This window comes from Catenuloplanes japonicus (assembly GCF_000717135.1).
Lineage (GTDB): Bacteria > Actinomycetota > Actinomycetes > Mycobacteriales > Micromonosporaceae > Catenuloplanes > Catenuloplanes japonicus.
On sequence record NZ_JNXY01000024.1, the window covers coordinates 267736 to 289715 of the forward strand.

9 protein-coding genes are annotated in these 21980 nt (G+C 73.5%); 5 read left to right on the forward strand and 4 right to left on the reverse strand.

Going from position 1 to position 21980, the window contains the following annotated elements:
* Window positions 1-5: 5 nt before the first annotated feature.
* Window positions 6-3521, forward strand: coding sequence for a DUF4132 domain-containing protein (locus tag OP04_RS54885; RefSeq protein ID WP_051799355.1), 3516 nt, complete (start codon window positions 6-8; stop codon window positions 3519-3521).
* Window positions 3522-3661: 140 nt separating this feature from the next.
* Here OP04_RS54885 and OP04_RS30380 read toward each other — a convergent pair whose 3' ends face one another.
* The 3 genes from OP04_RS30380 to OP04_RS30390 are packed head-to-tail and all read right to left on the reverse strand — an operon-like array spanning window position 3662 to window position 6745.
* Window positions 3662-4786, reverse strand: a complete 1125-nt coding sequence (locus OP04_RS30380; protein ID WP_051799369.1) for a sensor histidine kinase — start codon at window positions 4784-4786, stop codon at window positions 3662-3664.
* Complete coding sequence (locus OP04_RS30385) at window positions 4779-5507, reverse strand: response regulator transcription factor (RefSeq protein ID WP_051799356.1); 729 nt, start codon at window positions 5505-5507, stop codon at window positions 4779-4781. The genes OP04_RS30380 and OP04_RS30385 overlap by 8 nt, the downstream gene beginning before the upstream one ends.
* A gap of 38 nt (window positions 5508-5545) precedes the next feature.
* Entirely contained in the window at window positions 5546-6745 is a 1200-nt protein-coding gene (locus OP04_RS30390) for a serine hydrolase domain-containing protein (RefSeq protein ID WP_033343268.1), read from the reverse strand.
* Window positions 6746-7002: 257 nt separating this feature from the next.
* Between OP04_RS30390 and OP04_RS30395 the strand changes: the two genes are divergently transcribed.
* On the forward strand, window positions 7003-9372 hold the full coding sequence (locus tag OP04_RS30395) for an endo-beta-N-acetylglucosaminidase (RefSeq protein WP_408606794.1): 2370 nt from the start codon (window positions 7003-7005) through the stop codon (window positions 9370-9372).
* Between the two features lie 139 nt (window positions 9373-9511).
* Here OP04_RS30395 and OP04_RS50325 read toward each other — a convergent pair whose 3' ends face one another.
* Window positions 9512-10777, reverse strand: coding sequence for a macro domain-containing protein (locus OP04_RS50325; RefSeq protein ID WP_085066876.1), 1266 nt, complete (start codon window positions 10775-10777; stop codon window positions 9512-9514).
* Between the two features lie 118 nt (window positions 10778-10895).
* On the opposite strand from OP04_RS50325, the gene OP04_RS30410 reads away from it, so the two are divergent.
* The 3 genes from OP04_RS30410 (at window position 10896) to OP04_RS30420 (ending at window position 21944) form a co-directional block, all read left to right on the forward strand.
* Window positions 10896-14873, forward strand: a complete 3978-nt coding sequence (locus tag OP04_RS30410; RefSeq protein ID WP_033343269.1) for a CHAT domain-containing protein — start codon at window positions 10896-10898, stop codon at window positions 14871-14873.
* Between the two features lie 48 nt (window positions 14874-14921).
* A complete protein-coding gene (locus OP04_RS30415; protein WP_033343270.1) occupies window positions 14922-17078 on the forward strand; it encodes a CATRA conflict system CASPASE/TPR repeat-associated protein in 2157 nt (718 codons plus the stop codon).
* 84 nt (window positions 17079-17162) lie between these two features.
* The gene (locus OP04_RS30420; RefSeq protein WP_033343271.1) at window positions 17163-21944 is read left to right on the forward strand and encodes a diguanylate cyclase; all 4782 of its coding nucleotides are present in this window, start codon (window positions 17163-17165) and stop codon (window positions 21942-21944) included.
* The last annotated feature ends 36 nt before the right edge of the window (window positions 21945-21980 follow it).

Here is a 21980-nt window from a genome sequence, read left to right on the forward strand (position 1 = left end):
AGACGGTGGGCGACGTTCCGGCGATCGTGAAGCGGAACCGGCAGGTGCGTCGCGGCAGCGTGGACGCGCCGCCGTTCGTGATCGACGAGAAGGGCGTCGCGGCACGCCTGGCCTCCGATCGTGCGGCCGTGCTGGCGATCCTGGACGATCCGGCCACGCCCGAGCACCTCCGCACGGCAGGTCGCGCCTGGCTCGACGAGGATCCGGAGGCGACGCCGCTCGGCGCCGCGGCCGCGATCGCCGCGCTCGGCGGGTGGGTGGTCTACCCGGAGGACAACGAGATCCTCACGCCGATCGCGGACCTGTTGATCGCCCGGCACGGCCTGCTGTTCGCCGCGCGCGCCGCGGTCGAGCAGTGGCTGCTGGTGTGCCCGGAGCATCCGCGGACGGACCGGTTCCGGCGTGGAAAGGTCTATCTGTCCTCCGTGCTGCTGGGTGCGAGCGGCGCGAGCGGCCCGCAGCTGTCGATCCTGCTGCGGGTGCGGGCCGCGATCGCGGTCGCGACCGAGGAGGAGTACGCGGAGGTGGTCGCCGCGCTGCGGCCCTGGCGTGGCCGGGGCTGGGAGGCCGCGATCGCCACCGACATCCTGCTGCCCAGCGAACACGAGTGGGTGGAGCACGACGTGCGGGCGGCGCTGGCGACCGGCACGCCCGCCCAGGGCCGCGCCGATCTGCTGCTGCTCGCGGCCGGCACGGCGGAGCAGGCGACCGCGCTCGCGCCGCACGTCGGCAACCTGTGGACCTGGCTGCGGACGCTGAGCATGCCCGCCACCGTCGCGGACGGTGCCGGGCCGGGTGCGGCCGATGCGCTGCTGACCTGGTTCGACGAGCCATATGTTGCCTCGGACGCGCAGCGGCGGCTGCTGTCGATCCTGGTCGAGCTGGACGGTGATCACGTCTTCGCGGAACTGCTCGCCCGGATCGACCGGAAGTACGTGTCCGCGGCGGTCCTGGACGCGGCAGCACGGTTCCCCGCCCGCGCCATGCGCCTGTTCGCGGAGGCCGGGTCGCCGCTGCTGCGCACGCACGTGGCCGCGCATCCCGGCCTGGTCGACGAGGTGCTCCCCGCGCTCGGGCCCGCGGCCGCGGACCGGGTGCGTGAGCTGGTCGCCATCGCGGCCTCGGTGGTCTACGCGCCGGACGACGCGGTGCCGCCGGTGCTGGCGAGCCCGCCGTGGCAGCATCGGCCCGCCGCCGTGAAGCCGGCCGTGATCACGGGTCTGAGCTGCGACGACACGGAGAGCATCGAGTGGCGGGAGGGTGAGCGCGACCGGTGGCTGGGCCTGCGCTACGCCGGCCGGCCGTACGGGTCGTGGGAGTCGCTGGTCCAGGGCGGGGTGAACGACGGACACGCCGCGATGGTGTTCACCACGGGTCCGGAGGAGATCGTCCGGCCACTACTGGGCACGCATCGGGTCCGGCAGGCGTGGTATCTGGGTGACTGGGTGAAGGCGGTGGCCGCGCGGTTCGAGCTCGACGCGCTCGGGTTCGTGCGGGACGCGGCGGAGAAGTCCACCGGGCTGACGGAGGCGCTGCTGCCGTACGCGTCGCCGGCGCTCGCGGTGTTCATAGCCGATCGGTATGCGCGGTTGAAGAGTGCCCGGCCGGCCGCGCTCGCCTGGCTGCAGCGGCACGCGTCCGCGGCGGCCCGCGCGCTGATCCCGGCCGCGCTCGGCAAGCCCGGTCCCGGTCGGCGGCAGGCGGAAAACGCGCTGCTCACGCTGCCCTCGACCACGGTGCTGGCCGCGGCGGCCTCCTATGGTCCGGATGCGGCGGCCGCCGTCGCCGCGCTGCTGGACCGTGATCCGCTCACGCTGCTGCCCGCGCGGATGCCGGCGAACCCGGTGTGGGCGGTGCCGGTCATGCTGCCACCGGTGGGGCTGCGTGACGGGTCCGGGGCACTGCCACCCGCCGCCGTCGACGCGCTGGTCACGATGCTGGCCATCTCCACGATGGACGATCCGTATGCCGGGCTCGCCCCCGTTCGTGACCTCTGTTCGCCGGACGATCTGGCCTCGTTCGTGTGGGGGCTGTTCGAGGCCTGGCAGCAGGCCGGGGCGGACCCGAAACAGTCCTGGGTGCTCGACGCGCTGGCGCTGCTCGGCGGCGACGAGACGGTCCGGCGGCTCACGCCGCTGATCCTCGCGTGGCCGGGCGACGGCGGGCACGCGAAGGCCGTGGCCGGCGTGCGGGTGCTGGCCGCGATCGGCAGCGACGTGGCGCTGATGCGCCTCTACGGGATCGCGCAGCGGGCGAAGTTCAAGGGCTTGAAGTCCGCGGCCGAGGAGAAGGTGGCCGAGGTCGCCGACGCTCTCGGGCTCACGGCGGAGCAGCTCGGCGACCGGCTGGTACCGGACTTCGGGCTGGACGCGGACGGCAGCATGACGCTGGACTACGGCCCGCGCCGGTTCGTGGTCGGCTTCGACGAGCAGCTGAAGCCGACCGTCTCGGAGGCGTTCGGCGCGAAGGCCGGCGCGGAAGTGGTCGGCACGAAAGCCAGCACGGAGGCAACTAACGCGAACGACGCGAAGGCCGGCCCGGCGGCGGCCAGCCCGGCGGCGGCCAGCGCGAACGGCGCGGAGGCAGCCAGCACGACGGCCGGCGCGGCGACGGTCGGCGCGACCGGAACGAAGGCCAGCGCGGAGGCGGCCAGCCCGACCCCTGCGAAGGCCAGCGCGGAGGCGGCCAGCCCGACCGGCGCGAACGGCGCGGAGGCAGCCAGCGCGACGGTCGGCGCGGCGACGGTCGGCAAGCGCCTCAAGACGCTGCCGAAGCCGACGACGCCGCTCGCCGAGGCGGCCTGGAAACGGTTCGGCGCGCTGAAGAAGGACGTGCGGGCCGTGGCCGCCGACCAGGTGCGACGGCTGGAACAGGCGATGGTCACCGGCCGCCGCTGGACGCCGGAGGAGTTCACCCGCTACTTCGCCGGACATCCGCTGCTCTGGCACATCGTGCGCCGCCTGGTCTGGACCGTCTCCAACGGCGACTCGTTCCGTGTCAGTGAGGACCGCACGTTCGCCGACGCCGCCGACCGCCCCTACACGCTGCCCGCGGACGTCACCGTCGCCGTCGCGCACCCGCTGGACCTCGGTGCCGACCTGCCCGCCTGGTCCGAGCTGTTCGCCGACTACGAGATCCTCCAGCCGTTCCCGCAGCTCGGCCGCGACACCTACGAGCCCACGGACGCCCGCCTCGCCCGGCTGACCGGCGCCGAGGTCCCCACCACCCGCGTGCTCAGCCTGGAGCGACGCGGCTGGCGACGCGAAGCCCCGCAGGACGCCGGCGTCCAGTCCCAGATCGAACGCCCTCTCGGCCCGCTCACCGTCGTCGTCGAACTCGATCCCGGCATCGCCGTCGGCGCCCCCGACGCCCTCGGCGACCAGACCCTCAGCGCCATCTACGTCCACGACGGCACCGGCGGCCGTTGGCGCGGCGGCCAGGGCCGCACCCCTTTCACGTCCCTCTCGCCCGTAGCCGCCTCCGAAGTCCTCCGCGACCTCACCACCCTCACCGCATCCTGACCCGCTCCCGGGGGACTGTCCGCTCGACGCCCGATCGGCAACGGCGACACGGCCCGGAGCTGCGGAAATGCCAGCTGAAGCGCGGCGTTTCCGCCGTTTACCGGACAGACCCGCTCCCGGAGGGCCGTGAGAGCAGGACTTCAGGCTTGGGGGCGGGGCGGTGGGCGGCTGAGGTCGTGGCGGTGCGGGGTCGTGGGAAGGAGGACGGTGACGCCGAGACCGCCGGTGGGCTGGGGTGTGAGGGTGAGAGTGCCGTCGTGGGCGCGGATGATGCTGTGGACGATGGCCAGGCCGAGACCGACGCCCGCCACCTGGTATTCGGCGGTGCGGATGCGCTGGGTGCCGCGCTGGAACGGCTCGGTGAGCGTGGGGACGAGGTCAGGCGCGAGTGGCGGGCCGGTGTTCTCCACGTGCAGCAGGGTGAGGGCGCCGCGCGGCTCGGTATGGATCGTCACGGTGCCGTCCGCCGGGAGGTTGTGGACGATCGCGTTCTGGACCAGGTTGGTCACCATGCGCAGCAGGAGCGCGGTGGAGCCGGCGGTGCGGGTCGGGTCGCCGGTGACGTCGAGCGTGATCCGGCGCTGTTCGGCGAGCGGGAGCAGCGTTTCGGCGACCTCCTCCGCGATCAGGGACAGGTCGACGGTCTCGCGTGGGAACGTGCGGTGACCGGCGCGGCTGAGCAGCAGTAGCGCCTCCGTGAGGTCGATCGCGCGGGTGTTGACCGTGCGCAGGCGGTCGAGGAGGTCGGCCCGGTCGTGGGCGGGGTTGCTGTGGGCGACGTCGAGCAGCGTCCGCGAGATGGCCAGCGGGGTGCGCAGCTCGTGGGACGCGTTCGCGGCGAACCGCTGCTGCGCGGCGACGTGCGACTCGATCTGCGCGAGCATGGAGTCGAACACGTCGGCCAGCCTGCGGAACTCGTCGTCGCCGCCGTCCAGGCGGATCCGGTGCGACAGCGAGCCGTGCGCGGCCAGCCGTGCCGCGTCCGTGATGCGGGTGAGCGGCGCGAGCATCCTGCCGGCGAGCACCCACCCTCCCACCAGGCCGAACACCGTCATGAGGACCAGCACCGCGACGGCGGCCGTGCCGAGCGTGCGCTCCAGGGCGGAGCGGACCAGCATGCCTCCGGGCATCACCGCCACCTCGGGCAGCGCCTGCAGGAGGATCACCCACACGGTGCCGAGCAGCAGGACGCCGGCGAACAGCGCGAACCCGGCGTAGCTGACCGCGAGCCTCAGCCGGGCGCTGGGCCCGGGACGCCTATCCACCGGCACCGCTCGTGCCGAGGCGGTATCCGGCGCCACCGGTGTTGATGCGGTAGCCGGCGCCACCGGCGTCGATGCGGTAGCCGACGCCGGGGACGGTGGCGATCAGCCACGGGTCGCCGAGACGTTTGCGCAGCTTGGAGACGACGATGCGGACGGCGTTGGTGAACGGGTCGGCATTCTCGTCCCAGGCACGCTCCAGGAGGGACTCGGCGCTGACGATGCCGCCCTCTGCCGCGACGAGAACCTCCAGCACGGCGAACTGCTTGCGGGTGAGCGCGATGAGGCGCCCGTCGCGGAAGACCTCGCGGCGGAACGGGTCGAGCCGCAGGCCCGCCAGCTCGCGGATCGGGGGGCGGGCATGCCCGCGCCGGCGGTCGAGCGCGCGCAGCCGCAGGACGAGCTCCCGCAGGTCGAAGGGCTTGGTCAGGTAGTCGTCGGCGCCGAGCGCGAACCCGGACGCCTTGTCGTCGATCCGGTCGGCGGCCGTGAGCATGAGGATCGGCAGGCCGCTGCCGGACTCGACGATCCGGCGTGCGACCTCGTCACCGGTCTTGCCGGGGATGTCGCGGTCGAGGACCGCAAGGTCGTAGGTGTTGAGGCTCAGCAGTTCCAGGGCCGCGTCACCGTCACCGGCGATGTCGGCCGAGATCGCCTCCCGCCGCAACCCCTCCCGGACGGCGTCGGCCATGAAGGGCTCGTCCTCCACAAGAAGCACACGCATGCCGGGAAGCCTAGGCAGCACGATGTATCCCCGGCATGTCACGCGGACCGATCGGTCACGGAACGCACCTCGAGGTCGAGAATCTCCAGGAACGGGATCCCGTCCGAGTTGCCGAGGAGCACGCCGGTCCAGTCGCTGTGCGGGTAGATGTTCCAGCTGGCGATGCTGCCGGGGTTGACGCCGGCCCGGCCGTGCACCCATTGGCCGTTGGTGATCGCGACGGCCATCATGTACGCCCCGAACGACGTGTCGGCGGACGCCGCCCTGCCGCCCTCGCTCTGCGGGCCGTGCGGGAGTTTGGCGGCGGTGAGCACCTCGCCGAACGGCCGCTCCAGCACGGTGCCGTCGTAGATCGCGCGGGTGAACCGCAGCAGGTCGGGCGCGGTGGCGAAGCCGTCGTAGTCGATGAAGGACCGCGCCGGGTTCTTGCCGGGCTGATACGGGTCTTCGCTGCCCCTGTCCAGGTTGCGGACCGTGTCGACCCAGCTGCCGTCGGACAGCCGCATGTAGGAGTGGGCGATGTGCGGGTCGGTGAGCCACTGCGGCCTGGTGAAGAACCCGGAGCCGGTCATGCCGGCGCGCCGGAAGATGTGCGCCTCCACATAGTCCCAGTACGTCTGCCCGGTCACCGCCTCCACGATCTGCACGGGGATGGCGAAATTCGCGCCGGAGTGGCCGATGGTGCCGGTGCCGGGCTCGGCTGCCAGCGTCGCCTGCCGGGCCCACTGCGCGTGATATTCGCGCACCTCCTCGCGGCTGTGGAAGATGCGCTCCGGATCCTGCGGCGGGCTCACCAGCCCGGACGTGTCGGTGAGCATGTGGTGGACGGTCACCCGGTCCGCGATCTCCGCGGGGAATCCGGACAGGTGCGCGCCGACGGTGTCGGTCAGCTTCATCCGGCCCTGCTGCACCAGCTGCAGGATCGCCACGGCGACGAACGGTTTGGCCGCGGAGCTGAGGCTGAACGCGGTGCCCTCGTGGTTGCGGATGCGTTTCTCCCGGTCGGCCATGCCGTAGCTGCGGGACAGCACGGTGCGGCCCCGGTGCGCCAGCACGGCCACACCGGAGAACCGGCCGTCGGCGGCGAGCGCGGCCAGGAACCGGTCATAGGCCCCGCCGGGCAGCGTGGCGGGCGGAAAGTTGCCGGTCACGGTGGGTAGCGCGCTCACCAGCGGCACGCCCGCCGCCAGCCCGAGCAGCCCGCGCCGGCCGATGCCAGGTGCTGAATCGAAGGTCATGCCTCCACTCAAGACCCTCGGGTATATCCCTGGCGTATCCAAAAACGGATACGCCACGGATACACCCCAGCCCGGATGATGGTGCCCAGCGGAGGCCACCTGCTGATCAAGAAAGAACACATTGGCCACAACCGAGGCATGATCTAGCGTCCTATCCACTCGTTCATCCCCTTCGATACGTTATGGCGTCGCCGAATGAGGAGATCGTGTTGAAGCGTCTGTTCCTGTCGACTCTGCTGGTAGCGGCCACGCTCACGATCCCCTCCCCCGCGCACGCGGAGGTGCAGGCGGAGGTGCTGGCCGCGGGTAACCAGCCCTACGCCTCCTACTGGCATCCGAACACGCTGCTCAGCTGGGATCCGGCCACCGACCCGGACGCCCGGTTCAACCGGTCCCGGATCCCGCGCGCCGCCCGTGCCTCGGATCCCACGCTCAAGGCGAATCCGAACGCACGGGCCGGCGAGGGCCGGATCGCCTCGCTGGTCTCGTTCGCCCCGACGTCGAACAACCCGTCGCAGGGCGCACCGGATGCGAACTACTACGCGTTCCCCTACTGGCAGTACGTGGACACGCTGGTCTTCTGGGGCGGGTCGGCGAGCGAGGGCCTGATCCTCGCGCCGAACGCGACCGTCATCGACGCCGCACACCGCAACGGCGTGAAGGTCTACGGCACGGTGTTCTTCCCGCCTGCGGCGTACGGCGGCCAGATCCAATGGGTCCGTGACTTCGTGCAGAAGTCGGGCAGCGCCTACCCGGTGACCGACAAGCTCGTGCAGGTGGCGCAGCACTACGGCTTCGACGGATGGTTCATCAATCAGGAGACCGGCGGCGGCGACACCGCGCTCGCGACCGAGGTCCGCAACGCCCTGACCTACGCGCGGTCGCGGGGCCCGGTCGAGTTCATGTGGTACGACGCGATGACCGAGAGCGGCCCGGTGTCCTGGCAGGACGGCCTGACCTCGGCCAACGACGCATTCCTGCAGGACGGCGCGACCCGCGTCTCCGACTCGATGTTCCTCGACTTCGGCTGGTCCGCGGCCAAGCAGACCGCGTCGCGCACCAATGCACGCGGGCTCGGGCGCAGCGAGTTCGAGCTGTACGCCGGGATCGACACCGAGGCCAACGGCTACAACTCGTCCGTGCCGTGGAGCTCCGTGTTCCCGGACGGGCAGCCGCACGTGACCGGGCTCGGGCTCTACCGCCCGGAGTGGACGTGGAAGTCGTCCACGTCCCGCGCCGACTTCTACAGCCGCGACGCCCGCTACTGGGTCGGCGCGAACGGCGACCCGTCCAACACGACCACGACGTCGTCGTGGAAGGGTCTGGCCAGCTACGTCGCCGAGTCCACCGCGGTGACCACGAAACCGTTCGTGACCAGCTTCAACGCCGGGCACGGCGACTTCTACGCGGTCGGCGGCGAGCGGCTGGGCGCCGGCGGGTGGAACAACCTGTCGCTGCAGGACGTGCCGCCGACGTACCGCTGGATCGTGCAGTCGACCGGCACGAAGCTGACGCCGGCCGTCGACTTCACGGACGCCTACGAGGGCGGCAGCTCACTGCGGCTGTCCGGGCGGCTGGACGCGGCCAACACCGTGCGGCTCTACCAGTCCCGGCTGCCGGTGGCCGCCGACACCCGGCTGTCCGTCGTCGTGAAGAGTCCGGTGGCCGGCGCGACGAACCTGTCCGCGGCCGTGTCCTTCACCGACGCCCCGGCCTCGTTCACCTACCTCCCGCTCGGCGTCACCACCGGCACCGGCTGGGAGACGAAGACCCTGGACCTCTCCGGGTACGCCGGACGCACGATCGCCCAGCTCGGGCTGCGGGCGGAGGCGGCCGCGACGGTGGACGCCTACGAGATCCGCGTCGGGCGGCTCGCCGTGTACGACGGCGGGATCGACGCGGTCGCGGCGCCGACCGGCCTGTCCGTGCTCGGCGTGACCGACGTGTCCTCGACCCGCAAGACGCTCCGCCTGGGCTGGACCGCGGCGAGCGGGCCGGTGCACCACTACGACGTGTTCCGGCGCGACGCGGACGGCACCCGGGTCCACCTGGGCGGCACCACGGGCGACGCCTACTTCGTCCCGCGCCTCGATCGGGCCGGCACGTCCGCGACCAGCACCATCGAGGTGGAGGCCGTGGGCGCGGAGGGCGGCCGGTCCACCGTCGCCCGCACCGAGGTGACCTGGAGCGGCGACCCGGTCGCGTCGAACCTGGCCGTCGGCCAGCCGGCCACCGCGGACTCTCAGTGCGCCACCGCGGAGAGCCCGGCCAAGGCCGTGAACGGCAGCGTCACCGGCGGCACCACGGACAAGTGGTGCTCGCTGGGCGCGCAGAAGTGGATCGAGGTCGACCTGGGCACGACCCGCGCGCTGAGCAGGTTCGTGGTCCAGCACGCCGGCGCCGGTGGCGAGTCCGCCACCTGGAACACCAGGGCGTTCAGCATCGAGGTACGGTCCGCGGCCACCGACCCGTGGCAGACCGTCGTGACCGAGACCGCGAACACGGCCGGCACGTCCACCCACCCGGTGACGACCACGGCCCGCTACGTCCGCCTGTCCATCACCACACCGACGCAGACCACCGACCCCGCCGCCCGCATCTACGAGTTCGAGGCCTGGGGCACATAAGCCGGCCCCACCCGGACCGGCCCCACACGCAAACCGGCCCCACCCGGACCGGCCTCGCACGCAAGCTGGCCCCATCCGGACCGGCCTCACACACGCAAGCCGGCCTCACACGCAAGCCGGCCTCACCCGGACGACGACCTCACCCGGCCGCGCGCAGGCCCGGGTTGGTGTCGAGCGCGTGCTGGAGGCTGAGACGCTCGGTGTCGGTGAACGCGAGGAAGTGAATGCCGCGCAGGAGCGTGGCCGGAGTGGCGGTCAAATGATCGGCCGCCGCCGCGATGAGTTCGGCGGCGGTCTGCGCCACGGACGTGCTGGGCTGGCCGGCCCCGAGCATCGGGAAGATGATCGAGCGGATGGCGGGGTCGTCGGCGGCCAGGCGCTCCGCGTGGGACAGCGCGTTGGTGACACAGGCGCCGATGTGCCGGATCTGGCGGTATCCGGCGCCGGGCTCGCCGTGCACGGAGGCGACGTGGATGATGCGGCGGACCGCGTTCGAGCTGGTCAGCGCGCCGGCGCCGGTGACGAACGCGGCGCCCGGCGCGACCGGCCGGTGCCCGCCCACGGCGCGTGCCAGCTCGTCCGCGATGACGTCGTCGACGACGTGGCCGGCGGCGTCCTGGACGGCGCCGTTGTAGCGGATGATGCTGGAGATCGAGAACTCGTTGAACCGAGCCATCTCCATGTCGGTGTTCTCGCTGTTGACCCAGATGTCGACGTCGTGGACACGCATCAGCCGGCCCGGACGGATCGCGATCACGCACGGCGTGGACGGCGTCACCAGCGTGTACGAATCCGGCTGTTCGACGGGCCGGTCCTGCGGCGTGCCGGGCCCGTTCCACAGCCAGGCCTGGGTCTGGAACTCCTTGGTGTGCACGCCCAACGGCTGGAAGTCTTCCGCACGCAGGCCGGTGTGCCGTTCCCGGACCGAGTACGCGTAGAGCTGGTCGGACACGACAACGGCAAGATCCGTGTCCGGCGCGCCGGACAGCGCGGCCCGCAACGCCTCGCTGTCGACCATCCGGCCCGCCTCGATGATCGCGTCGCCGGAGAAGCCGATCGCGGCCGGGCCGATCGGGCCGATCACCACGGCCATCCGCAGCCGCATGCGGTCACGGTAGCGGCGGTTGTCCTCGACCAGCTCGTCCCAGGCCGACCGCAGCAGCCGGGCCAGCGCGCGGTGGACCTCCACCTCCGCGGGCAGGAAGACGACCATGCCGTCCCCGGTGCCGTGGTGGTGCGTCTCCTCGATACGCAGGCCGAGGTCACGGAGGATCTCGTCGATCAACGCGGCGACCCGCTGCTGCAGGTCGACCTTCTGCCGGGCGGAGCGGCGGCTGTAGCCGGCCACGTCCACGACGAACCCCATCCGGACGGATGCGGGAAACGGAGTGCCGGACGCGCTCATGCCATCCAATGTAAGCGGAACCGGGCAAAGATCAGCCGGAACGCGCTCGTCCACTGTGGCGGGACGACCGGCCGAACGGAGGGCGTGCCGCGTACCCCCGGGAAAATAGCATCGTCTGGTGCGTGACCAGTGGCTCGACGCTCTGCATTCCGCGATCCGGCGCGCCGCCGACGGCGATGCCGGCGCGGTGACCGGCCCGGCCGTGGCCGAGGCTGCGGCGTCACTGGCCGCCACGGTCGGGGACCCCGCGGCGGACCTCGAGGCGTCGTACGCGCTGGGCCTGTTCCACCACCATCACGGCACGGCGATCCTCGCCGCGCACGGCGACATCGGGCCGGACGTCGACGCCACCGTGCGCTACCTGACGCCGGTCGAGGCCGTCGACCGCGACCGGGTGCCGGCCGAGGTCCTGGTGCTCGTCGACCTCAACGTGATCATGGGTTTGATGCATGATCCGGACCGGCTCGGCGGTGATCCCGGCAGCGCCGGCACCTGGTACGTCTACCACCGGAAGACCGGCAGCATCCCGGCCCTGGAGCACGCGCACACGCTCTACCGGCGCGACTTCGACTCGCTGGCGGACGATTCCCCGGAGCGGCCGTTCGGCGCGGGCCGGGTCGCCGAGATCCTGCGCGAGCTCTACGACCTGACCGGCGAGGAGCACCACCTGGCGGAGGCGGAGAGCGCGGCCTGGTGGGCCTACGCGCGGGTGGACAGCGCCGACGTGCGCGCGCCCGGTGTCCACGCGGCCCTGGCCCAGATCCTCTGCCGCCGGTACGAGCGCACCGGTGACCTTACGCAGCTCGACGGCGCGCTGACCGTGCTGGCCGCGGCCGCCCCGGCCGAGGGGACGCCGCCGGAGATCGCCGCGGTGCTGCTCGGCGCGACCGGCCTCGCGCACGGGCTGCGCTTCGAGGTCCACGGTGATCACGCGACGCTGACCGCGCAGCTGGACGCGCTGCGGCGGGCCGTCGCGGTGTGCGCGACCGACGATCCGCTGCGGCCGATCTACGTCAACAACCTGGGCAACGCGTGCGTCAACGCCTACAAGGCGACCGGCGACGCGGCGCTGCTGGCCGAGGCGATCGGGTACTACCGCAAGGATCTGGAGGGGCAGCCGCCGGACGGGCCGACGGCCGTGCTCCTGGTCAGCAACCTCGGCGCCGCGCTGATCAACGAGTACGACCGCACGCAGAACCTGGAGACGCTGCACGAACTGATCACGATCATGGAGCGGGCGTCCCGGAACACGTCGGTCCTCGCGCCGTACGGCCGCACCCGCCTCGGGCTGCTCGGCATCGCCTGCGTCCTGGTCTTCCACCGCACCGGCGACCGCGGCCTGCTCGACCGGGCGACCGACGCCTGCCGACGCGCCGTGACCGGCGGCCTCAGCGCCGACCCGCACCACCTGATGCGCGTCGCGAACCTGGCCGTCGTCCTGATCGTCACCCACCAGACCAACCCCAAGATCAAGATCCAGACCGAGCGGGGGTACGCCTCCGCGCCGCTGGACGAGGCGATCACCGTGCTCGGCGAGGCGCTGCGGGACCGCGCGGCGTCGCAGTACCGCGCGGACGCGCTCAACGCGCTCGGCATCGCCTACGCGACCCGCTGGCAGCACGACGCAAGGCGCGAGGATCTTGAGGCGGCGGTGGAGCTGAAGCGGCAGGCGGTCACGGAAGGGCAGGCCGACAGCCCGTACGGGACGATTCGCCGCGCCGGCCTGGCCACGTCGCTGATCTGGCTCGGCCTGGCCCGCGACGACCGCCACCTGCTCGACGAGGCGATCACCATCGCCTCCGACGCGGCCGCCCAGACCCGCGCCCCGCTGGCCACCCGCCTGCACGCAACCCGCCAGTGGCTGTCCGCCGCCCTCCACGCGAACGACGCCCGGCAGGCCGCGTCCGCCCCCGGACCATCAGCGGGCGAGGCCGGGCAGGCGATGAGCGAGACCGGGCAGGCCGTGAACGAGACCAGCCGAGCCTCGACCGAGACCTCGCAGGCCACGGGCGAAACCGGACAAGCCGTCAACGAGACCAACCGGGCCGCGATCGGAACCCGGCAGACCACGGGCCACACCGGACAAGCTGCGAGCCAAACCGGACAAGCCACAGGCGACGCCACCGGACAAGCCACAGGCGACGCCACCGGACAAGCCGCGAGCCAGACAGGACAAGCCGCAGGCGAGGCCGCCGGACAAGCCCTGAGCCAGACCGGACAAGCCGCAGGTGGGGCCACCGGACAAGCCGCGCACGGAACCGGGTCGGCCGGGAACGAGACCGAACGCGCCGTGCACAAGATCAGGCGAGGCGGGGGCGAGGCCGGGCCTGCAGGGAACGAGGCCGCACGAGCCACGAACGAGACCGGACGAGCCGTCGACGCGACCGGACCCGCCACCGACGACGCCGGACGCGCCGGCGACGCGACCGGACCGGCCACCGACGACGCCGCGCGGGCCGTTGACGCGGCTGAGTTTGCCGTGGCGCTGTTGCCGCAGGTCACGGGGCCGCAGTTGGCGCGGGCGGATCGGGAGTACGAGGTGGATCGGCTCACCGGGCTCTCCGCCGATGTCGCCGCCGCGGCGCTGGCCGCGCACCGGCCGGAGCGAGCCGCCGAACTGCTGGAGGCCAGTCGTAGCCTGCTCGCCACCGAGTCGATCGACGCGCGCGGCGACCTGCCCCGGCTGCGCGAGCATGATCGGGCGCTGGCCGACCGGTTCGAGACGCTGCGTGACCTGCACGCCGAGGTCGACGCGCGGAGTGCGGGGCGCCAGGGACTGCGCACGGGCGAGGGCAGCCCGGCCGCGATCCGCGCGCAGGCCGCCGAGCGGGCCAGGATCGGCACCGAGCTCGGCGCGACGCTGACCCGGATCAGGACCGTGCCCGGCTTCGCCGGTTTCCTCGGCCCGCCACGCGTGGACGAGTTGACCGCACAGGCCGGCCACGGTGCGGTCGTGCTGCTCAGCACCAGCCCGCACCGCTCCGACGCGATCGTGCTCCGGGCCGGTGCCGCACCGCTGGTGGTCCCGCTCCCCGCGCTGACCCCCGACGACGCCGACCGCCACGCCGCCACCACCGCGAACATCCACCCGAGCCGGCCGGCAACGACCGTCCACGCGGACCGGCGGACCGCGGACCGGCAGACCGCGGACCGGCAGACCACGGACCGGCACTCCGCGGACCACCATTCCACGCGCAATGACTCCGCGGACCACCGCACGACAGACATGGAGAACGTCGAGGACCCGCTCGCGGAGACGCTGTCCTGGCTGTGGGAGACCATCACCGGCCCCGTCCTGGAGGCGCTCGGGCACGACCGCGAACCCGCCGACGGCCCATGGCCGCGCGTCTGGTGGTGCCCGGCCGGCGTGCTCAGCCGCCTGCCGCTGCACGCCGCCGGCACGTCCTCCGTCAACGCGATGGACCACGTGATCTCCTCCTACACCCCCACCGTCCGCGCGCTCGCCCATGCCCGGCGCTCCCGTCCCGTACCCACCGGGTCGTTGATCGTCTCGGTGCCGGAGGCACCCGGCACCGCACCGTTGCACCGGGTCACCCGGGAGGCGCAGATCGTCCGCGACCTGCTTCCCGGCGCCCGGACGCTGCACGCGGACGACGCGACCCGGCCGCGTGTGCTGGCCGCGCTGCCCCGCAGCGGTGTGGTCCACTTCGCCTGCCACGGCGTGGCCGGTCAACCCGATCCCGGCGAGGGCGCGCTCATGCTGCACGACAACCGGACCGCCCGGCTCACCGTCCGTGACCTGCTGCGACTACGGCTGACCGGTGCCGGCCTGGCGTTCCTGTCCGCCTGCGACACCGGCCGCGGCGGCGAGGAGTTGCAGGACGAGTCCGTGCACCTGGCCGGCGCCGCGCACCTGGCCGGCTTCCGGCACGTGGTCGGTACGCTGTGGCCGATCAGCGACGACGCGGCGCAGCGGGTCACGCGGAGCTTCTACCGCGCGCTGACCGACCACGGCCGGCGGGCGGCGCGCACCGAGGACACCGCGATCGCGCTGCACGGGGCGCTGCGCGCGGAGCGTCTCCGGCACCCGTCGGTGCCGCGGAAGTGGGCCGCGCACATCAGTGTCGGCCCCTGAGCACCGATCGGGTGATGAGTTCGTGACCAGACGCTACAGTTGCCGCTCATGAGGCCGGACCCGTCCGCGTTCACCAAGGATCCGGATCTGATCGACGACGCGCTCGACGCGCTCGGCGATCTCGGCCGGTGGGAGGCGCCGAGCGACGCCTGGCCGGAGATCGGTGTCCTGGTGGCGCGGATGGCCGCGGCGCTGGCCGACCACGATCCGGAGGCGCTGTCGTCGGTCACCCGCGCCCTCGAGGTCACCAGCCCGCTGCGCTACACGGAGCTGGGGACGGTGCCGGGCGTGCCGCCGCCGCGCGCGTTGCGGCTGCTGCACGACCGTCTGGTGCAGACGCTGATCGGGCTCAAGGCGCCGTCCGGCGTGCTGCGGCCGGCGCTGCCCGCACGGCAGGGTGTGCGCATCGGCGGGCTGTCCCGGCAGGATTTCATCGCGCACCTCTACCTGCCGGTGGACGCGCGGGAGCGCGCGGTCGCGCTGTGGTCCGCGTGCGCGCTCGGGTTCGGCGCGGACCGGCCGATCGACGGGCTCGGGCTGCCGATCGGCCTGCCGGAGTCGATCGACGACGGGAACGCGGGCGCCGCGATCCGTGGCGACGGGGTGCAGGCGATCGTCCGGCGCGACCACGACCATCTCGTGCTGTCGCTGGCCGCGTCCGCTCCCGGGGTCACCTGGGCGCGCTGGGCCGAGCGCTGGGAGCGCGCGGTCGGCCCCGACGGCGGTCTCACGGGCGACATCCAGATCTTCGCGGGTACGGCCAGCGCCGCCGACCGCGCCGAGACGACCGCGGGCGAGCTGCCTCCCACGCTGGACGACTACTGGCAGGACACGCACGACCTCATCGGTGACTGTGTGCTGCGGCAGCTGCCCGGCACCGGCCCGGCCACCCGGCGTCTGCTGGTGCTCGGCGCCGAGGACAGGCTGGTCAGCGCGCTGGTGTGGAGCCGGGGTGATACCGCGCTGACGCCGTTCACGCGATATCTGCTGCACGCCGCCAAGATCCACCACGCGGAACGGGTACGCGACGCGGCCGCGGACGAGATCGACGGGCGGGACCTGACCTGGCTGACCTCGCTCTCCGAGGCCGTGCGTGCCACCCGCGTCAACATGGAGCGGGCGCTGACCGTCGCCGGCACCACCGTGCAGGCCACGACCGGCCCGCTCGCGGACGACTTCGCGGCCGCGGACGCGCTCGCCGAGCAGCTGCGGCTCGACTGCGCCCGCGCCGCCGCCGCGACCTCGGCACCACCGCCGGCCCCGGTGACCGGCCCGGCGCCGACCGTCGGCATCGTGACCGCGCTGCCGGAGGAGTTCGCCGCGGTCCGCGCCGCGCTCGACGACCCGGCCCCGTGGGACGAGCGGGGTGACCGCGCCGTCTACCTCACCGGGACGATGCCGAGCAGCGACCCGGGCCTGCCCCACCGCGTGGTCGTCACGCTGCTGTCCCAGACCGGCAACGACGACGCGGCGCAGGCCACGGCGAACCTGGTCCGCAGCTTCGCCACGATCGACCAGCTGATCTTCTCCGGTGTGGCCGCGGGTGTCCCGGCGCCGGACCGGCCGGAGGCGCACGTGCGCAAGGGCGACGTGGTGCTGAGCACGTGGAACGTGGTGGACTTCGACCACATCGTGGACAATCCCGGCAGACGGCAGCGACGGATGGAGTTCCCGCGTCATTCGGCGCTGCTGGCGTACCGTGTCAAATTCTTGATCGTCGAGGCGGAATTCGGGATCCGGCCGTGGGAGGAACACCTGGGCCGGATCGTTGCCCGGCTGCCCGCCTACGCCCGCCCGCCGGACCACACGGACGTGCTGGAGGACGGCGTCACGCATCCCGACCCGTCGCAGAGCGGCCACCGCCCCGGCCTGCCGAAGATCCACGAGGGCCGGATCGGCAGCTCCAACCGCGCCGTGCGCAACGTGAGGACCCGCGACAAGGTCGCACGCGAGCACAACCTGCGCGCGTTCGACATGGAGTCCGCCGGGTTCGGACGCGCCGCCCACATCGCCGGCCGGGAGTGGTTCGTCATCCGCGGCATCAGCGACTACGCCGACCCCGGCCAGGACGGCGGCTGGCGCCGGTACGCCGCCGCGACGGCCGCCGCCTACCTCCGCGCGCTGCTCGCCGCCTGCCCGCCGCTCGCCCCACGCCGGCCGGATTCCGGCGGTCACGGGAGCCCCGGCGGGCTCGCCGCGCGCTGAGGTGGTCCGGCGCGGCTCCGGCTCGCCGTAACCCAGGTGCCGTGGTGCCCTCAGAATCGGCCGCCGGGTGCCGATCGGGACGGTGTGCCTACCTCGCCGGAGAGGAACACGGACGCCGATCCGCTGGCCGCGGTCCTCGTGGCCCGGCCCAGGATCGGGTCCAAGCGCGTGGTGCCCGCGACCACCCGTGACGGGCGGCCCGCGATGCGCAAGGACTGGCCCGCGCAGCCGGACGGGCGGCGGCTGCGGCACGAGGCCGCGGTCCTGGCGCAGCTGGCCGGCGTCGAGGGGGTGCCCCAGCTGATCGAGCCGTTCGACGGCACGTCGCTGCTGCTGGAGGCCGTGCCGTCGATCCCGCTCACCGACGTCTGGCGGGGTGAGCCGCTGGCCCCGGACACGCTGCTGCCGATCGCCGCCGGGCTGGCCCGGGTGCTGGCCGGCGTGCACGCGCGCGGGGTGGTGCACAAGAACCTGACGCCGCACGGCGTGCTGCTGTGCGAGCCCGCGCCGTACCGCGTGATGCTCACCGACTTTGATCTCTCGACCACGTTCGCGCAGGAGCGTCCCGGATTCACCCACCACGATCGGATCGCCGGTGACCTGCGCTACATCGCGCCGGAGCAGACCGGGCGCACCGGACGTCCGACCGACCACCGGGCCGACCTCTACTCGCTCGGCGCGACGCTGTACGCGCTGGCCACCGGCACGCCGCCGTTCCCCGGCGACGAGCCGCTCGCGCTGGTCCGCGCGCACCTGGCCCAGCTGCCGGTCCCGCCGCACGAGCTGAACCCCGCGCTGCGCCCGGACCTGTCCGCGGCCGTCCTGCGACTGCTGGAGAAGGAGCCGGACCGCCGCTACCAGAGCGCGACCGGGCTCGCCCACGACCTGGACCTGATCGCGGCGAGCGCCGCGGCCGGCGGGCCGCCCGTCACGCTCGGCGAACACGACTTCGCCGAACGGCTGGCCCCGCCGTCCCGGCTGGTCGGCCGCGACGGCGAGCTGCGCCTGCTGCGGGACGCGTTCGACCTGGTCGTGGACGGGCCGGCGCACGCGGTGCTGGTCCGGGGCGCGCCCGGCGTCGGCAAGAGCGCGCTCATCGACCAGCTGCGGGCGGTCGTCACCGGCGCGGGTGGCTGGTTCGTGGCCGGGAAGTTCGACCAGTACCGGCGCGGCGAGCGGTTCGGGGCGGTCGCGCAGTCGCTGCGCTCGCTGGCCGGGCTGCTGCTGTGCGAGCCGGACGACACGCTGACCGCGCTCCGTGCCCGGTTCACCGCGGAGCTCGGCCTGACGGCCGGCGCGGTCGCCTCGTTCCTGCCCGAGCTGGCGCTGCTGACCGGCGCGCCGCCGGACCCGCCCGGCGACGAGGACCCGGACGACAGCCGGCTGGTACGCGGATGCGCGGCCCTGCTGCGGGTGGTCGCCGACCGTACCCCCGTGGTCGTCGCCCTTGACGACCTGCAGTGGGCGGACTCCTTCTCCACCGCGCTGTGCGACGCGATCCTCACCGACCCGGCTATGCGCCGCGTGCTGGTGCTCGGCTCCTACCGCGATGCGGAGGTCGACGGCACGCATCCGCTCACGCTGCGGCTGGACCGCTGGCGGCGGCTCCCCCGGCCGCCGGCCGTGCTCACGCTGGACAACCTGCCGGCCGCGGACCTGACCGAGTTCCTCGCCGGGATGATGCGGCTCGGCCGGGACCGCGCGGCAGGCCTGGCCGCGACGCTGCTGCCGCACACCGGCGGGAACCCGTTCGACACGACCGAGCTGGTCAACGCGCTGCGCCGGGCCGGGGTGCTGACGCTCACCGGCGACGGCTGGCAGTGGGACACCGGCGCGGTACGCCGCCACGTGCGCCAGAACGACGTGCTGGAACTGATCGCGGCCCGGCTCGACGCGTTCCCGCCCGACACCCGCGAGGCGCTGGCCGCGCTGGCCGGGCTCGGCGGCGAGGTCGGCCTCGGGCTGCTGCACGCCGCCACCGGCCGCACCGCCGACGCGCTGGCCGCGGCGTTGCGACCGGCGCTCGCCGACGGCCTGCTCGTGCTCGACCAGGAGCTCGAGGTGGCCCGGTTCGCGCACGACCGGGTCCAGCAGGCGGCCTGTGCGGACGGGCTGCACCTGACGCTGGCCCGCGCGCTGGCCGCGGACGGCGGCCACGACACCGAGGCCGCGCAGCAGTACCTGGCCGCGGCCGCCGAGGTCGTCGCGCCGGACGAACGCCGTGACGCGGCCCGGCTGCTGCGGACCGCCGCGGCCGGCATCCGGATCACCGACGCGCCGGCCGCCCGGCAGCTGCTGACCACCGCGCTCACGCTCGCCGACGACGACTGGGCACGGCGCGCGATCACCGCCGACCTGCACGCGGTGCTCTACACGCTGGGCCGACTCGACGAGGCCGACGTGCTCTGGGACGCGCTGTGCGCCGGTGACGCCGGGCCGGACGCGCTCGCGGACCCGGCCTGCGCGCAGATCTCCGGCCTGATCGGCCGGGGGCGGATCGGGGAGGCGCTCGATCTCGGCACGACCGTGCTCGCCCGGCTCGGCGTGACCCGGCCGTGCGACCTCGACGCCGACACCGGACCGGACCTGGCCCGGCTCGCCGCCTGGGCCGCCGGGGAGCCGATGCCGGAGGCCGCCCGTCGTGACGACGAGGACCCGAGGGTCGAGTACACGGCCCGGATCCTGCGGCGGATGTCCCCGGCCGCGTTCTACGGCGGCGAACGGATGCTGCTCTGGTTCGTGCTGGAGTGCCACGACCTGTGGCTCCGGTTCGGCCCCCGGGCCACGCTGGTCAACGGGCTCGGCGTCGGCGCGCCCATCATGATCGCGGCGGGTGACTACCGGGGCGCGTACGAGCTGGGCCGGCGGATCGAGACCGCCACCCGGGCGCACGGGTGGCCGGCCGCGCGCGCGTACGCGGGCTCGATGCTCGCCGGCTTCACCCAGCACTGGTTCGAGCCGCTGGAGGACACCGTCCGGACCCTGCACGACGCCCAGGAGACCTTTCTGGCCTACGGCGACGTGCAGGACGCCTGCTTCGCCTACCATGCGGTCCTGCCCGCGCTGATCGACTGCGCGGGCAGCCTGGACGTGGTCGCCGCCGAGGTCGAGGCGGCGCTGTCGCTGGCCCGGCGCCTCGCCGACGATCTGTCCGTCGCGACGCTCCAGCCCTTCGCCGCCTGGGTACGCGCGCTGCGCGGCGAGCCGTTCGACGAGTCCCCCGACGGGTCCCCGCCCGCGGCCCAGGTCTTCTTCCACACGCTCCGGGCGCACGCCGCCCTGCTCGAGGACGACCTCGACACGTTCGACCGGCACAGCACGATCGTGCTTCCGGTCCTGCCGGGCTTCTACATCAACACGATGACGCACCTGTTGCGCGGATTGTCCTTCGCCGGTGCCGCGGCCTCGGCGGCCTCGACGGCTTCCGCGGCCTCGGCGGCTTTCGAGGTGGAGCGGGAGTGGATGCGGGAGCGTGCGGAGGGCAATCCCGGGTCCTTCGCGCACCTGGTCTCGCTGCTGGACGCGGAGCGCCTGCTCGCCGCCGGGGACCGGGTGGCCGCGCTGCGCTGCTACGAGCGGGCGCTGACCGAGGTCCGGGGCGGGAGCAGCGTCTGGCACCGCGCGCTGATCACCGAACGCGCCGGTCTCGCGCACGCGGCGGCCGGGCACCCGCACACCGGCGCCACGCTGCTGGCCCGCGCCGCCGGCGAGTGGGACACCTGGGGCGCCACCGCACGGGCCGCGACGCTGCGTCGCCGGCACCGGCTGAGCGCCTCCTCCCCCGCGGCGGCAGAGCCCGCGGCCGGCGACCGGATCGACCTGATGGCGGTGCTCACGGCCGCGCGGGCGCTGAGCTCCGAGACCGGCCTGGACCGGTTGCGGGCCCGGGTCGCGGAGGTGCTCGGCGCGCTGACCGGGGCCACCGGGGTGCGGCTGGTGCTGCGCGACCCGGACGGCGGCGGCTGGCTGCTGTCCACCGTGGACGGCGACGTGAGCCTCACCGACCCGCGCGCCGCCGGGCTGCTGCCGGTGACCGCGGTGCGGTTCGCGGACCGTACCGGCGAGCCGCTGATCGTCGCGGACGCGGCCGGGGACGGGCGCTTCCTGCACGACCCCTACCTCGCGGACCGGGACGTGTGCTCGCTGCTGGTGATGCCGATCGTGGCCAACGGCGCCGCCCGTGCGCTGCTGGTCCTGGAGAACACGCTCAGCCGGGACGCGTTCCCAGCTGGCCGCCTCGACGTCGTCGATCTGATCGCCGGGCAGCTCGCGGTGTCCCTGGAGAACGCCCAGCTCTACGCGTCGCTGGAGCGGAAGGTGACCGCCCGTACCGCGGAGCTGGCCAGCGCCAACGCCCGGCTCGAACAGCTCAACGTCACCGACGCGCTGACCGGCGCGGCCAACCGCCGGGGCCTCGACGATCGGCTCGAGTCCGAGTGGCGCTACGCCCGCCGGGCCGAGACGCGCCTGGCCATCGCCATGATCGACATCGACTACTTCAAGGCGTACAACGACGCGTACGGCCACCTGCGCGGCGACGAGTGCCTGCGCCGGGTCGGCATCACGATCCGGGAGACCGTCCGGGCCACCGACCTGACGGCCCGCTACGGCGGCGAGGAGTTCGCGGTGGTGCTGCCGTCCACCGGCCTGGAGTACGCCCTGGTCGCGGCCGAACGGATCCGGAGCGCGGTCGAGGCCCTGGGCATCGCGCACGCGCGCAGCCCGTACGGCGTCGTCACGGTGAGCATCGGATGCGAAGCGCTGCAGCCGTCGCACGGCGGCCTGCCGGAGAAGCTGATCGAGGCCGCCGACCTCCAGTTGTACGAGGCGAAGCGCCTCCGGAACCGGGTCTTCCCCGCCGTCTGAGGCGGCCCCGGCGGAACCTGTCTCCGGCAGGGTGTG

What these genes read in the sequence shown, in the direction of transcription:
- OP04_RS30385 (WP_051799356.1), bottom strand. Translation starts at nt 5,507, where the DNA reads ATGCGTGTGCTTCTTGTGGAGGACGAGCCCTTCATGGCCGACGCCGTC.
- OP04_RS30390 (WP_033343268.1), bottom strand. Translation starts at nt 6,745, where the DNA reads ATGACCTTCGATTCAGCACCTGGCATCGGCCGGCGCGGGCTGCTCGGG.
- OP04_RS50325 (WP_085066876.1), bottom strand. Translation starts at nt 10,777, where the DNA reads ATGAGCGCGTCCGGCACTCCGTTTCCCGCATCCGTCCGGATGGGGTTC.
- OP04_RS30415 (WP_033343270.1), top strand. Translation starts at nt 14,922, where the DNA reads ATGAGGCCGGACCCGTCCGCGTTCACCAAGGATCCGGATCTGATCGAC.